9 protein-coding genes are annotated in these 15,203 nt (G+C 58.1%); 2 read left to right on the forward strand and 7 right to left on the reverse strand.

Going from position 1 to position 15,203, the window contains the following annotated elements:
• Positions 1-115: 115 nt before the first annotated feature.
• Genes fusA through rpsL form a run of 3 tightly spaced genes read right to left on the reverse strand, consistent with a single transcriptional unit; the run spans position 116 to position 3,109 of the window.
• Positions 116-2,233 (reverse strand): elongation factor G, encoded by a 2,118-nt coding sequence (fusA, locus tag GS612_RS19595; RefSeq protein ID WP_152459172.1) that lies wholly within the window; start codon positions 2,231-2,233, stop codon positions 116-118.
• Between the two features lie 18 nt (positions 2,234-2,251).
• Positions 2,252-2,722 carry a 30S ribosomal protein S7 gene (gene rpsG / locus GS612_RS19600; RefSeq protein WP_010441203.1) on the reverse strand — a complete coding sequence of 157 codons (471 nt, stop codon included), beginning with the start codon at positions 2,720-2,722 and terminating at the stop codon, positions 2,252-2,254.
• A 15-nt stretch (positions 2,723-2,737) separates the two neighbouring features.
• On the reverse strand, positions 2,738-3,109 hold the full coding sequence (gene rpsL, locus GS612_RS19605; RefSeq protein ID WP_005621086.1) for a 30S ribosomal protein S12: 372 nt from the start codon (positions 3,107-3,109) through the stop codon (positions 2,738-2,740).
• A gap of 390 nt (positions 3,110-3,499) precedes the next feature.
• Between rpsL and GS612_RS19610 the strand changes: the two genes are divergently transcribed.
• The gene (locus tag GS612_RS19610) at positions 3,500-4,306 is read left to right on the forward strand and encodes a putative rhamnosyl transferase (protein WP_171642597.1); all 807 of its coding nucleotides are present in this window, start codon (positions 3,500-3,502) and stop codon (positions 4,304-4,306) included.
• Between the two features lie 4 nt (positions 4,307-4,310).
• Complete coding sequence (locus GS612_RS19615) at positions 4,311-5,117, forward strand: putative rhamnosyl transferase (RefSeq protein ID WP_171642650.1); 807 nt, start codon at positions 4,311-4,313, stop codon at positions 5,115-5,117.
• Here GS612_RS19615 and GS612_RS19620 read toward each other — a convergent pair.
• The 4 genes from GS612_RS19620 to rpoB form a co-directional block, all read right to left on the reverse strand.
• A complete protein-coding gene (locus GS612_RS19620; RefSeq protein ID WP_171642599.1) occupies positions 5,102-5,971 on the reverse strand; it encodes a DMT family transporter in 870 nt (289 codons plus the stop codon). The two genes, GS612_RS19615 and GS612_RS19620, sit on opposite strands and share 16 nt — an antisense overlap.
• Before the next feature lie 89 nt (positions 5,972-6,060).
• The gene (locus tag GS612_RS19625; protein ID WP_171172539.1) at positions 6,061-6,543 is read right to left on the reverse strand and encodes a hypothetical protein; all 483 of its coding nucleotides are present in this window, start codon (positions 6,541-6,543) and stop codon (positions 6,061-6,063) included.
• Positions 6,544-6,734: 191 nt separating this feature from the next.
• Positions 6,735-10,976, reverse strand: coding sequence for a DNA-directed RNA polymerase subunit beta' (gene rpoC / locus GS612_RS19630; RefSeq protein WP_171642601.1), 4,242 nt, complete (start codon positions 10,974-10,976; stop codon positions 6,735-6,737).
• Positions 10,977-11,026: 50 nt separating this feature from the next.
• Complete coding sequence (gene rpoB / locus GS612_RS19635) at positions 11,027-15,163, reverse strand: DNA-directed RNA polymerase subunit beta (RefSeq protein WP_171642602.1); 4,137 nt, start codon at positions 15,161-15,163, stop codon at positions 11,027-11,029.
• Positions 15,164-15,203 lie beyond the last annotated feature (40 nt).

Below are 15,203 nucleotides of genomic sequence, written 5' to 3' on the forward strand. Positions count from 1 at the left end.
CAATCGTGCCGATGTTGACGTGCGGTTTTGTACGCTCAAACTTTTCCTTTGCCATGATGGCCTCCTTTTTCGGTAATGAAGGGAGCGTGATACCCACGCTCCCTCAAATCTTCGCTTATGCGTATTTCGCCTGGATCTCGTCCGAGATGTTCTGCGGAACCGGATCGTAGTGGTCGAACTGCATGGTGAACTGGGCTCGGCCCGACGACATCGAACGCAGAGTGTTGATGTAGCCGAACATGTTCGCCAGCGGAACGAACGCGTCGATCGCGATTGCGTTGCCGCGCGGTTCCTGACCAGACACCTGGCCACGACGCGAGGTCAGGTCGCCGATGATACCGCCGGTGTATTCTTCCGGGGTGATCACTTCGACCTTCATGATCGGTTCCAGCAGTTTCGCGCCGGCTTTGCGCATGCCTTCACGCATGCACATACGGGCAGCGATTTCGAACGCCAGAACGCTCGAGTCAACGTCGTGGAACTTACCGTCCAGCAGGGCAACCTTGAAGTCGATCACGGGGAAGCCAGCCAGAGGGCCGCTGTCCATGACAGACTGGATGCCTTTTTCGACACCCGGGATGTATTCCTTCGGAACAGCACCACCAACGATGCGGCTTTCGAACGAATAACCTTCGCCCGGCTCGGTCGGAGTGATCTCAAGCTTGACCTCGGCGAACTGACCCGAACCACCAGACTGTTTCTTGTGGGTGTAGGTGTGCTCGACCGGCATCGAGATGGTTTCACGATAGGCCACCTGCGGCGCACCGATATTGGCCTCGACCTTGAACTCGCGCTTGAGGCGGTCAACCAGGATGTCCAGGTGAAGTTCGCCCATGCCCTTCATGATGGTCTGACCCGATTCCAGATCGGTTTCCACACGGAAGGACGGGTCTTCGGCCGCCAGACGCGCCAGACCCTGAGACATTTTCTCCTGGTCGCCCTTGGTTTTGGGCTCGACCGCGATCTCGATCACCGGATCGGGGAAGGTCATGGTTTCCAGAACCACCGGATCCTTCGCGTCACACAGGGTGTCACCGGTGGTGGTGTCTTTCAGACCCGCCAGCGCGATAATGTCGCCTGCAAACGCTTCTTCGATCTCTTCCCGGTTGTTCGAGTGCATCATCATCATACGACCGATGCGCTCTTTCTTGCCTTTGGTCGAGTTCAGGATCGAGTCACCCTTGTTCAGTACGCCCGAATAAATCCGGGTGAAGGTCAGCGAACCGACGAAGGGGTCGTTCATGATTTTGAACGCCAGACCCGAGAACGCCATGTTGTCGTCAGCACGACGGGCGATGTCCCGAACTTCGTCCTCGTCACCGGGTTTGAAGCCCATGTAATCGACAACGTCCAGCGGGCTGGGCAGATAGTCGATCACAGCGTTGAGCAGCGGCTGAACGCCTTTGTTCTTGAACGCAGAACCACCCAGTACCGGAACGAACGCGATTTCCAGTGTGCCCTTGCGCAGCAGTTTGCGCAGGGTCGGAACGTCGGGCTCATTGCCTTCCAGGTATTCCATCATCGCGTCGTCGTCCATTTCGACGGCCGCTTCGATCATCTTGCCGCGCCATTCTTCAGCCATGTCTTTCAGGCTGTCGCGGATCGGAGCTTTGATCCAGCTTGCGCCCAGGTCTTCACCCTGCCACAGCCATTCTTCCATGGTGACCAGGTCGATCAGACCTTCCAGCTCGGATTCGGCGCCGATCGGGATACCAACCGGAACAGCACGTGCGCCGGTGCGGTCTTCGATCATGCGAACGCAGTTGAAGAAATCTGCGCCGATCTTGTCCATCTTGTTGACGAAAACCATACGCGGAACCTTGTAGCGGTCAGCCTGACGCCACACGGTTTCGGTCTGGGGCTCAACACCGGCGTTTGCGTCGAGAACGCAGACGGCACCGTCGAGAACCGCCAGCGAGCGTTCGACTTCGATGGTGAAGTCAACGTGGCCGGGGGTGTCGATGATGTTCAGGCGGTGCTTGGGGGTATCGGCGGTTTTACCGTCCTCGGTGCGTTCCCAGAACGTGGTGGTCGCAGCCGAAGTGATGGTGATGCCGCGTTCCTGCTCCTGCTCCATCCAGTCCATGGTGGCGGCACCATCGTGCACCTCACCGATGTTGTGGGATTTGCCAGTATAATACAGGATGCGTTCCGAGCAGGTCGTCTTGCCTGCATCGATGTGCGCCATGATACCGAAGTTACGGTATAGTTCGAGCGGATATTCGCGTGCCATTTGGATAAGCCTCTAGAATTACCAGCGGTAATGGCTGAAGGCTTTGTTCGCCTCGGCCATCTTGTGGGTGTCTTCGCGCTTCTTAACGGCAGTACCGCGGGACTGTACGGCGTCCAGCAGTTCGCCGGCGAGGCGTTCTTCCATGGTGTTTTCGTTGCGGCCGCGCGCAGCGGTGATCAGCCAGCGGATGGCCAGTGCTTCGCGGCGCTCGGGGCGCACTTCGACCGGAACCTGGTAGGTTGCACCACCAACCCGGCGCGAGCGAACCTCGACCGAAGGTTTGATGTTGTCGAGCGCTTCGTGGAACACTTCGACCGGAGCGCGCTTTACCTTGTTCTCAACGCGGTCAAATGCGTTGTAGACGATGCGCTCTGCGACCGACTTCTTGCCGTCGATCATCAGGTTGTTCATGAATTTGGTCAGTACCTTGTCGCCAAATTTGGCGTCAGGCAGGACTTCGCGTTTTTCGGCGGCGTGACGACGTGACATATCAGCCTCTCCTTCTTACTTGGGACGCTTCGCGCCGTATTTCGAACGACGTTGCTTACGGTCTTTGACGCCCTGAGTATCCAGAACACCGCGCAGGATGTGGTAACGCACACCGGGAAGGTCTTTCACACGGCCGCCACGGATCAGAACAACCGAGTGTTCCTGCAGGTTGTGGCTTTCACCGGGGATGTACGAGATGACCTCGAACCCGTTGGTCAGGCGCACTTTGGCAACCTTACGCATCGCCGAGTTCGGCTTTTTAGGCGTTGTGGTATAGACACGTGTGCAGACACCGCGCTTTTGCGGGCACTGCTCCAGGTGCATGGACTTCGAGCGTTTGACTTTGGGCTGCCGCGGCTTGCGGATCAGCTGTTGAATAGTTGGCATTCCGGTTCTTTCCCCGTTTTGCAACACACATGACATGCACGCGCGTTGCGTGCGGCTAAATTCGCTGCACTTATGCGTCCACAAGCGCAAAACCCACGAGCGTTCCCATTCCGAGGTGAACGTCGCGGTTGGTTCTCAGAGGGCGCGAACTGTAAAATTGTCCGGGCCTTGACCAGTTCATTACTGGAATCGGCTACGGGGCGGCCCCCGGTACCGAGATGACGCGCGTATAGGGGGAGTCGTCCCAAGTGTCAACAGCCCTATCCCAGCGCCCAGGCGCGCGCGTTGAATGCAGCCTGTAGGATTGCCATTCCTGCGCGCCGCTGTCCCGGTTGCGGCTGAACCGCGGCAAGGGCATAGTCGGGTCGAATATCTGCTGATGGATTACAGATGCAAGTGATTGGCCTTTGCCGGTTTTCCTATCCCGCAACCGGCGGTTTTCGGCTGAACCGGGATACGATTGAAGAACAACGGCAATTTCTGTATGCCCCCGACCGGCTGGAAGAACGCTTTCGTCTTTTCGAGGCAATCACCCTGCCCGGTTTTGGCACCCAGACCGATGAGACGTTCGAGTTGTATGTTTTGACCGGGACGTGCCTGCCTCAGATCCATGCGGACCGGCTGCGCGACCTGACCGCCGGGATCAAACAGATCCGTATCATTGCAAAAGAACCAGGGGATCATAAGCAGATTGTACGAGAGGTGCTGAACACCGCCCGCGCGGACCCGCATCAGCCCTGCCTACAGTTTCGGCATGATGACGATGACGCCGTTTCCGTTGATTTCATGGAACGCCTTCGCGCTGCTGTTGTCGAAAACACAGGGCTGATGCAGCAGAGCGAGTCCGTCGGTATAGACTTCAATCAAGGGTACATCGCCCGGCGCGAGGCCCGCGGAATTCGGACCGCTCGGGTCTATCGATCGCTGCTGGGCGTTGGCCTGGGCATGTATGTTCAAGCCGGCAGCACGCGGACGATCTTTGACCGGTTGCACAACAGGCTCGCCCGGTTCATGCCCGTGGTCAGCTATCCGGACACGCCCATGTGGGTAAGGATGCTGCACGATTTCAACGACTCGGACCACGCGCGCAAAGATACCAGCGAGCTATCGCCTTTCACGCCTGAACAGGCAGAAGGCTTGCGGGTACAGTTCTCGATCGACCCTGACGCGTTCGAGGCCAGATATGCGGCGCGCTGAGAAAATGCAAGTGATTGGCCTTTGTCGGTTTTCCTATCCCGCAATTGGCGGCTTTCAGACAACGCACGAAAGTATCGAAGAAAGACGGCAATTCCTTTACCAGCACGACAGGTTGGAAGAACGGTTTCGCCTGTTCGAGACGGTCGCCCTGCCCGGTTTCAAAAAACAGTCCGACGAAGATTTCCAATTGGTGATCGTGGTCGGCGACTGCCTGCCCAAGCCGGCATTTGACCGCCTCAACGATCTGACCGGTGGGTTGAAACAGGTGCGCATAGTCGCGAAACCTCCGGGGCGGCACAGAAAAGTCATGCAGGATGTCCTGAATTCGGCGCGGAACGATTCCGATCAACCCTGCCTTCAGTTTCGCCACGACGATGATGATGCAGTGGCCGTGGATTTTGTCGAGCGGTTTCGAGGCTGTGTCAGGGAATGCGTTGGCTTGTTCGAAAGGCACGCGATGGTCGCCGTTGACTTCAACTGCGGTTATCTGGCCCGCGCCAGTTCCGAGGGGATACGGGCCACGCGTGTGCATCGCCCGTTGATCACTGCCGGTCTGGGAATGTACGTGCAAGGCGGGCAGCAGAAATCGATCATGAATTTTGCCCATAACAGGATCAACCGCGCGATGCCCGTTGTGACCCGACCCGATAGTCCTATGTGGGTACGGGGATTGAACCGGTTCAATGACTCACCGCGAACCAGAAACACGGATGTCGCGCTCAACCCTCTTACCCGGCAGCAAGAGCTCGAGTTTCAAACCCGTTTCGCCATTGATCCGGACATGGTCAGACGGAGTCACGCCAAGCCCTGACGCGCACGTGCCCGGAACAAGGTGAACAGACCGGCACCCACGATCAGGACAGCACCCAGCATCGTCAGGCTGTCAGGCCATTCGTCAAACACGACCCAACCCAACCCGAGCGCCCAGATCAGGCTGGAATATCTGAACGGTGCAACGAATCCGACATCTCCCTGCCGCATGACCATGACGCTGAGCAAATAGCCAAGCAACACAAACACGGCCGCCGCCGCGACCAGAGAACCCGCCGTTGCCGAAACCGCAACCCATCCTTCGAAAACCGAGGCTATTGCCGCGGCCCCCGCTATGGAAACCGAGGTGGCAAGGGTAACCAGCATTGACGGCACGTCGGCTGACATGCGTCGCGTGATGAGGTCCCGAACTGTAATCGAAACCACTGCAACCAGAGCATAGATGGAATACACGCTGAACCCCTCTGGCCCGGGTCTTACGATCAGCAGCATTCCGACGAAACCCACGGCGATTGCCAAAGCGCGTCGCCAACCAACCTGTTCGGAAAAAACCAGAGCAGCACCCAATGTTACCGTAAGAGGCAATGCCTGAAGAATGGCCGTAACATTGGCAAGCGGCATGTTCTTCAGCGCCGTCAGGAAAAAGAATGTCGCCGCCAGCTCTGCAAGGCAGCGCAGTGCAACCAGCCACTTGTCATGGCGCGAAAAATTCAGATGCAACGTGCCCAGGTACCGGGCAAGCACATAGATCAGAAATACCGCCAGAAACCCGCGCATGGCCACCAACTGAAACAATGGCAGATCCTGCAAGGCAACCTTCACCAGCGTATCGTTCAGGGTAAAGGCAGCCATGCTGCCCATCATCAGCAAAGCGCCTTTGGTGTTTGGAGTCATGCTGCTTCGGGCTCCGGGGCTATTGATCGCCCCGCATTGGCCGCCGAGACGGGCTGGATGTCAACAACGCACAAGGGGTGCAGAGATCATCAACCGAACGGAAGGATGGTCCCGAACAGATTCAGGCTGGAAGGCTCTGTCGTGTCTTTTACAAACTCCACCCAGTCTTCCCCGTATACAAGTTCGAAAAACACAGGATATTTCCACACGAAATTATGAAAGGAAAAGGTCGTCACCAACGCACCAACCGTGAGCGCCCCGGCGAACTCTCGCAGTTTACCTTTCAGAAACAGCATAACCATGATGCAGGCCCCGCCTGCAAGGCCGAGGCTTACGAAATCCTGCGTTCCCACCTTTCCGGGCACCGGAATGCCAACCGATTGGTATTGAATCAGGCGGGACAGGAAGACCGCAAAAACACCCAGTAAAAAAGCCCCCATAAACGCAGCGGGATACCCCAGACGTTGCCAGATACTCTCGGTTCGAGGCATAGGCGACTTGTGTGTGTTTTCTGCCGAACGCTTTTTGATCCGCGCCACACGGTCCTCGAAAGAGTTGCTTTTGGTGTCCATTGTTCAGCTCAAAATAATCCGAAAACACAGAACATCGCTAAACCACCGATTGCAGAACCACAAGCCTGATGAAATCGCGTCAAAGGCTGTGCTCTGTCACGACGGTTCACAATTGCGTATCAGGAGAGGCGACAAAAAAAGGCCCCACGAAATCGCAGGGCCTTTTTCTGTTCGATTCTGAATGACGCGGTTTATTCGCGGCTTTCCGGTGTTTCGACCAGAACGTCCAGCTCATCCCCGACCATATCATCATCCATGATCGGCGCGGCCAGGGCGGCGGCGGCCTCGGCCTCTTCCCGGCGGGCTTCGATCACCACGTTGTCACGCGACTGCGCGATGTGGCGGACAGCCTGCGTTGCACCACCGGTACCGGCGGGGATCAGACGACCGACGATGACGTTCTCTTTCAGGCCGACCAGCTTGTCCTTCTTGCCCTGAACCGAAGCTTCGGTCAGCACGCGGGTGGTCTCCTGGAACGACGCCGCCGAGATGAACGAGCGCGTCTGCAACGAGGCCTTGGTGATCCCCAACAGGATCGGCTCACCCTGAGCAGGGCGACCACCGCGGGCGATGGTCTTCTGGTTGGCCGCGTCGAACTCCTGCTTGTCGACATGCTCGCCTTTCAGCAGGGTGGTGTCGCCCGAATCCAGGATCTCCCACTTCTGCAGCATCTGGCGCACGATGACCTCGATGTGCTTGTCGTTGATCTTCACGCCCTGCAGACGATACACGTCCTGCACCTCGTCGATCATGTAATCGGCCAGCGCTTCGACACCCATGATGGACAGGATGTCATGCGGCGCAGGGTTACCGTCCATCAGGTATTCACCCTTCTGGATGAAGTCCCCTTCGGCGACCGGGATGTGCTTGCCCTTGGGCACCATGTACTCGATGGTCTCCATGGACTCGTCAGCCGGCTCGATGCTGATGCGGCGCTTGTTCTTGTAGTCGCGGCCAAAGCGCACATAACCATCGGCCTCGGCGATGATCGCGTGATCCTTGGGACGGCGCGCTTCGAACAGTTCGGCCACACGCGGCAGACCACCGGTGATGTCCTTGGTCTTGGCACCTTCGCGCGGGATACGCGCGACGACGTCACCGGCTTCGACCTTCTGACCGTCTTCGACCGACAGGATCGCATCCACCGACATCGGATAGTGAACCGGGTTGCCCGCATCGTTGCGGACCGGCTCGCCATCTTCGCCAACCAGAATGATCTCGGGCTTGAGGTCGCTGCCTTTGGGGGCGGCGCGCCAGTCGATCACGATCTTCTGCGTCATACCGGTTGCTTCGTCGGTCTCGTCGCGGACAGCGAGGCCCGAAACCAGATCGACATATTTCGCAGTACCGGCTTTCTCGGCGATGATCGGCAAGGTGTACGGGTCCCACTCGAACAGCTTGTCGCCACGGGCCACCTTGGTGCCGTCCTTGACGAACAGCTTGGAGCCGTAGCCCAGCTTGTGGCTGGCACGCTCTTCGCCGTGTTCGTCCTTGATCACCAGCTTCATGTTCCGGCCCATGACCAGGCTTTCGCCGGCTGCGTTGACCAGAATCTGCGGGTTCTCGAAGGAAACGATACCTTCCTGGCTGGCTTCTTGGAACGACTGCTGACCACCTTGCGCAACACCACCGATGTGGAAGGTCCGCATGGTCAGCTGTGTACCGGGTTCACCGATCGACTGAGCCGCGATGATGCCGACAGCTTCACCTGTGTTCACCATCGTACCGCGTGCAAGGTCACGACCATAGCAGGTCGCACAGACGCCTTCCTCGGACTCACAGGTCAGAGGCGAGCGGATGCGCATCGACTGAACGCCGGCTTCGTCGATGGTATCGGCCATACGTTCGTCGATCAGCTGACCGGCTGCGACGATCACCTCATCGGTGCCCGGACGCAGAACATCGTCAGCGGCTACACGGCCCAACACGCGCTCGGCCAGCGAGGCGACAACCTCACCGTCGTTCACGGCTGCTTCGGCTGTGATCGCACGCTCGGTGCCGCAGTCGATCTCACGAACGATACAGTCTTGCGCCACGTCCACCAGACGACGGGTCAAGTAACCCGAGTTCGCCGTCTTCAGAGCGGTATCCGACAGACCCTTACGGGCACCGTGGGTCGAGTTGAAGTACTCGAGAACGGTCAGACCTTCCTTGAAGTTCGAGATGATCGGCGTCTCGATGATGTCACCGTTCGGTTTGGCCATCAGGCCCCGCATACCGCCCAGCTGTTTCATCTGAGTGACCGAGCCACGCGCACCCGAGTGGGCCATCATGTAGACCGAGTTCGGCTCCATGTCCGACCCGTCTTCGGCCTTGGCAACGTCCGAGATCGTGCTCATCATTGCCTCGGTCACGCGGTCGTTACACTTCGACCAAGCATCGACAACCTTGTTGTACTTTTCGCCCTGAGTGATCAGGCCGTCCATGTACTGCTGTTCAAAGTCTTTCACCTGGCTGCGGGTGTCATCGACGATGCTCCACTTGTCCTTCGGAATGACCATGTCATCCTTGCCGAACGAGATGCCCGCCTTGAACGCTTCCTTGAAGCCCATCGACATGATCTGGTCACAGAAGATCACCGACTCTTTCTGACCGCAGTAACGGTAGACGGTGTCGATCACCTGCTGCACTTCTTTCTTCCGCAGCAGACGGTTGACCAGATCGAACGGCGCCTTGTTGTTCATCGGCAGCAACGCACCCAGACGCAGACGGCCCGGGGTGGTTTCATAGCGCTTCTGAACTTCGTTGCCTTCCTCGTCGATCTGCGTGATCCGGGCCGTGATTTTCGAGTGCAGATGCACCTCGCCCGAATCCAGCGCGTGCTGAACTTCTTCGATCGATCCAAAGATCTTGCCTTCGCCCGGCATGCCTTCGCGTTCCAGGGTCACATAGTACAGACCCAGGATCATATCCTGCGACGGAACGATGATCGGCGCACCGTTTGCAGGCGACAGAACGTTGTTCGTCGACATCATCAGAACACGGGCTTCCAGCTGGGCCTCAAGGCTCAGCGGGACGTGCACAGCCATCTGGTCACCGTCGAAGTCGGCGTTAAAGGCCGAACAGACCAGCGGGTGCAGCTGGATGGCTTTACCTTCGATCAGGACCGGCTCGAACGCTTGAATGCCCAAACGGTGCAGCGTCGGCGCACGGTTCAGCATGACAGGGTGTTCGCGGATCACCTCGTCGAGGATATCCCACACTTCGGGACGCTCTTTCTCGACCAGTTTCTTCGCCTGCTTCACGGTCGAAGACAGACCCTTGGCTTCAAGGCGCGAGTAGATGAACGGCTTGAACAGTTCCAGCGCCATCTTCTTGGGCAGACCACACTGGTGCAGCTTCAGCTCCGGACCGGTCACGATGACCGAACGGCCCGAGAAGTCGACGCGCTTACCCAAAAGGTTCTGACGGAAGCGACCCTGCTTACCTTTCAGCATGTCCGACAGCGATTTCAGCGGACGCTTGTTGGCACCGGTAATCACGCGGCCACGACGGCCGTTGTCAAACAGAGCGTCAACGGATTCCTGCAGCATCCGCTTTTCGTTGCGGACGATGATGTCAGGTGCACGCAGTTCGATCAGACGCTTCAGACGGTTGTTCCGGTTGATGACGCGGCGATACAGATCGTTCAGATCCGACGTCGCGAAACGGCCGCCATCCAGCGGAACCAGCGGACGCAGTTCCGGCGGAATAACCGGGATCACGGTCATCACCATCCATTCGGGCCGGTTGCCCGACTCGAGGAAGGATTCAACAACCTTCAGACGCTTGATGATCTTCTTCGGCTTCAGCTCACCGGTTGCTTCGGCCAGATCAGCACGCAGCTGCTCGGCTTCGGCTTCCAGATCGATCTGGGCCAGCATCTCACGGATGGCTTCGGCACCGATATTCGCGGTGAACGCGTCCATGCCGTAAGCATCCTGCGCGTCCATGTACTCTTCTTCAGTCAGCATCTGGCCGTAGGTCAGGTCGGTCAGACCGGGCTCGATGACGACGTAGTTTTCAAAGTACAGAACGCGTTCCAGATCGCGCAGCGTCATGTCCAGCATCAGACCGATGCGGGACGGCAGCGATTTCAGGAACCAGATATGTGCGACGGGCGCGGCCAGTTCGATATGGCCCATACGCTCGCGGCGGACTTTCTGCAGGGTGACTTCCACACCGCATTTCTCGCAGACAACGCCGCGATACTTCATCCGCTTGTATTTGCCGCACAGACATTCGTAATCTTTGATCGGGCCAAAGATACGCGCGCAGAACAGACCGTCACGTTCGGGCTTGAACGTCCGGTAGTTGATGGTTTCGGGTTTCTTGATCTCACCATAGGACCAAGACAGGATCCGCTCGGGCGACGCCAGCGAGACTTTGATCTCGTCAAAGACCTTAGGCGGCGTCAGCGGGTTGAACGGGTTGTTGGTGATTTCCTGGTTCATTTGTTACCTCAAATCTTGCGGAAGGGGGGACGGGAGAAAGGGCAGCGCCCTTACTCCTCAACCTCCGCATCCAGGAGTTCCATATTCAGGCCGAGGCCGCGGACTTCTTTCACCAGAACGTTGAACGATTCCGGTACGCCCGCTTCAAAGTTATCCTCGCCCTTGACGATCGACTCATAGACCTTGGTCCGGCCGGCGACGTCATCCGATTTCACGGTGAGCATCTCCTGCAGGGTGTAGGCGGCGCCGTAAGCTTCCAGAGCCCAGACTTCCATCTCACCAAAGCGCTGACCACCGAACTGCGCCTTACCACCCAGCGGCTGCTGGGTCACCAGGCTGTACGGCCCGGTCGAACGCGCGTGGATTTTGTCGTCCACCAGGTGATGCAGTTTCAGCAGGTACTTGATGCCCACGGTGACCGGACGCGCGAATTGCTCACCGGTACGACCGTCGAACAGGATCGACTGACCGCTTTCCGAGAAGCCCGCGCGCACCAGAGCGTCGTTGACGTCAGCCTCTTTGGCGCCGTCAAAGACCGGGGTTGCGATCGGAACACCGCGGGTGACGTTGCTGGCCGCTTCGATCAGCTGGTCCTCGTCCATGCCGCTGATGCCCTCTTCATAGACATCCTCGCCATAGGCGTGTTTCATCGCGTCACGTACCGGCGTCAGGTCGCCCGAACGGCGGTATTCCTGCAGCGCCTCATCGATGTTCAGACCCAGACCGCGTGCGGCCCACCCCATGTGGGTTTCAAGGATCTGACCGACGTTCATACGCGACGGCACACCCAGCGGGTTCAGACAGAAATCAACCGGCGTACCATCGGCCAGGAACGGCATGTCTTCCATCGGAACGACCTTGGAAATCACACCCTTGTTTCCGTGGCGACCGGCCATCTTGTCGCCCGGCTGCAACTTGCGCTTCACGGCGATGAAGACTTTGACCATCTTCATCACACCCGGCGGCAGATCGTCGCCACGACGGACTTTCTCGACCTTGTCCTCGAAACGGGCGTTCAGAGCGCGCTTTTGCACTTCGTACTGCTCGTTCAGAGCCTCAACGATTTGTGCGTCCTGCTCGTCTTCCAGCGCCAGCTGCCACCACTGACCACGGGTCAGGGTTTCCAGCAGTTCCTCGGTGATCACCGACCCTGCCTTGACGCCTTTCGGGCCTTTGACAGCGGTTTTACCCAGGATCAAGCCTTGCAGACGCGCATAGATGTTGCGGTCCAGGATCGCCAGCTCATCGTCCCGGTCACGGGCCAGACGTTCGACTTCCTCACGCTCGATCTGCAGCGCACGCTCATCTTTCTCGACGCCGTGACGGTTGAAGACGCGGACTTCCACGACCGTACCGTAATCGCCCGGTTTCACGCGCAGCGAGGTGTCGCGCACGTCAGATGCTTTTTCACCGAAGATGGCGCGCAGCAGCTTTTCTTCCGGGGTCATCGGGCTTTCGCCCTTCGGAGTGATCTTGCCGACCAGAATATCGCCCGGCTCAACATCCGCGCCGATGTAAACGATGCCCGCCTCGTCGAGGTTGCGCAGCGCTTCTTCACCAACGTTCGGGATGTCGCGGGTGATCTCTTCCGGGCCCAGCTTGGTGTCACGGGCGGCGACTTCGAATTCCTCGATATGGACCGAGGTAAATACGTCATCACGCGCGATACGTTCGCTGATCAGGATCGAGTCTTCGTAGTTGTAACCGTTCCACGGCATGAACGCGACGACCACGTTCTTACCAAGGGCCAGTTCACCCATATCGGTCGACGGACCATCAGCAATAACCTCGCCCTTCTGGACGGTGTCACCCACCTTGATCAGCGGACGCTGGTTGATGCAGGTATTCTGGTTCGAACGCTGGAATTTGCGCAGACGATAGATGTCAACGCCAGCATCGCCCAGTTCGAGATCCTCGGTGGCGCGGATCACGATACGCTGGGCATCGACCTGGTCGATGATACCGGCGCGTTTCGCCTGGATCGCAGCACCTGAGTCGATCGCTACCTTTTCCTCGATGCCGGTACCGACCAGCGGCGCTTCGGCGCGCAGCAGCGGAACCGCCTGACGTTGCATGTTCGAGCCCATCAGCGCGCGGTTGGCGTCGTCGTTTTCAAGGAACGGGATCAGCGATGCAGCAACCGACACCAGCTGTTTCGGCGACACGTCGATCAGGTCCACATTCTCGCGCGGGGCAAGCGTGTAGTCACCCGCCTGACGGGTCGAAACCAGATCGTTGATGAACTTGCCATCCGTATCCAACGTCGCGTTGGCCTGTGCCACGGTGTGACGCATTTCCTCGGTCGCGGACATGTAGTGGACCTCGTCGGTCACCTGCCCGTCTTTCACGAAGCGATAAGGGGTTTCGATGAAGCCGTACTTGTTCACACGGGCGAAGGTGGCCAGCGAGTTGATCAGACCGATGTTCGGACCTTCGGGCGTTTCGATCGGGCACATCCGGCCATAGTGGGTCGGGTGCACGTCGCGCACCTCAAAGCCCGCACGTTCACGAGTCAGACCACCGGGGCCAAGCGCCGAAAGACGGCGTTTGTGGGTAACCTCGGACAGCGGGTTGGTTTGGTCCATGAACTGCGACAGCTGCGAGCTGCCGAAGAATTCACGAACAGCGGCCGCCGCCGGTTTCGCGTTGATCAGGTCCTGAGGCATGACGGTGTCGATTTCAACCGACGACATACGCTCTTTGATCGCGCGCTCCATGCGCAGCAGACCGACGCGGTACTGGTTTTCCATCAGTTCGCCAACCGAACGCACGCGACGGTTGCCGAGGTGGTCGATGTCGTCCACGTCGCCTTTGCCGTCACGCAGTTCCACCAGCGCCTTGATGCAGGCCACGATGTCTTCGCGGCGCAGAGTGCGCAGGGTGTCCGGCGCATCCAAGGCCAGACGCATATTCATCTTCACGCGGCCAACGGCGGACAGGTCATACCGCTCGCTGTCGAAGAACAGCGTGTCGAACAGGGCCGACGCCGCTTCGACGGTGGGCGGCTCACCCGGACGCATGACGCGGTAGATATCCATCAGCGCAGTTTCGCGGCTCATGTTCTTATCCTGAGCCATGGTATTGCGCATGTAAGGACCAACATTGACGTTGTCGATGTCCAGAACCGGGATGTCGGTGATACCTGCATCGATCAGCTCTTTGACGGTGCCGCCAATCAGGTCGCCGTCTTTGTCATATTCCAGGGTTAGCTCATCACCGGCTTCGACATAGATCGCGCCGTTTTCTTCGTTGATGATGTCCTTGGCGACAAATTTGCCAACGATGTGATCGAACGGAACCAGCAGGTCGGTGACGGTGCCTTCGTCGATCAGCTTCTTGACCGCGCGTGGGGTAACTTTCTTACCCGCTTCGGCAATCACTTCACCGGATTTGGCGTCGACCAGATCATAGGTCGGGCGTGTACCACGCACACGTTCGGGGAAGAACGGAGTGATCCAGCCCTTTTTCTTGTCCAGCTTGTAGGACACGGTGTTGTAATACGCGTCCATGATCGCTTCCTGGTCCAGACCCAGCGCGTACAGCAGGGTGGTCACAGGCAGCTTACGGCGACGGTCGATACGGGCGAAAACGATGTCTTTGGCATCGAACTCAAAGTCCAGCCAGCTGCCGCGATACGGGATGATGCGGCAGGCAAACAGCAGCTTGCCCGAGGAATGAGTCTTGCCTTTGTCGTGGTCAAAGAACACGCCGGGCGAACGGTGCATCTGGGATACGATCACACGCTCGGTCCCGTTCACGACAAAGGTGCCGTTCGGCGTCATCAAAGGCATATCGCCCATGAAGACATCCTGTTCCTTGATGTCCTTTACCGATTTTGCGCCAGTATCCTCATCGACATCAAAAACGATCAAACGCAGTGTTACCTTCAGCGGCGCGCTGTAGGTCATGTCGCGTTGCATACATTCTTCAACGTCGTATTTGGGTTTTTCCAGATCGTATTTCACGAATTCCAGAACGGAGGTTTCGTTGAAATCCTTGATCGGGAAAACCGACTGGAACACGCCTTTGATGCCTTCGCCGTCGGTGGGCTGCTCTGCATCGCCGGAGCGCAGGAAAAGATCATAAGAAGATTTCTGGACCTCAATGAGGTTCGGCATTTCCAGCACTTCGCGGATTTTGCCGTAATATTTACGAAGACGTTTCTGGCCAAGGAACGTTTGAGCCATGTCAGATGTCACCTTTCGATGTTCTCAGCGGGCAAAGACA

Origin of the sequence: Ruegeria sp. HKCCD6157, from assembly GCF_013110685.1 — a bacterium.
Lineage (GTDB): Bacteria > Pseudomonadota > Alphaproteobacteria > Rhodobacterales > Rhodobacteraceae > Ruegeria.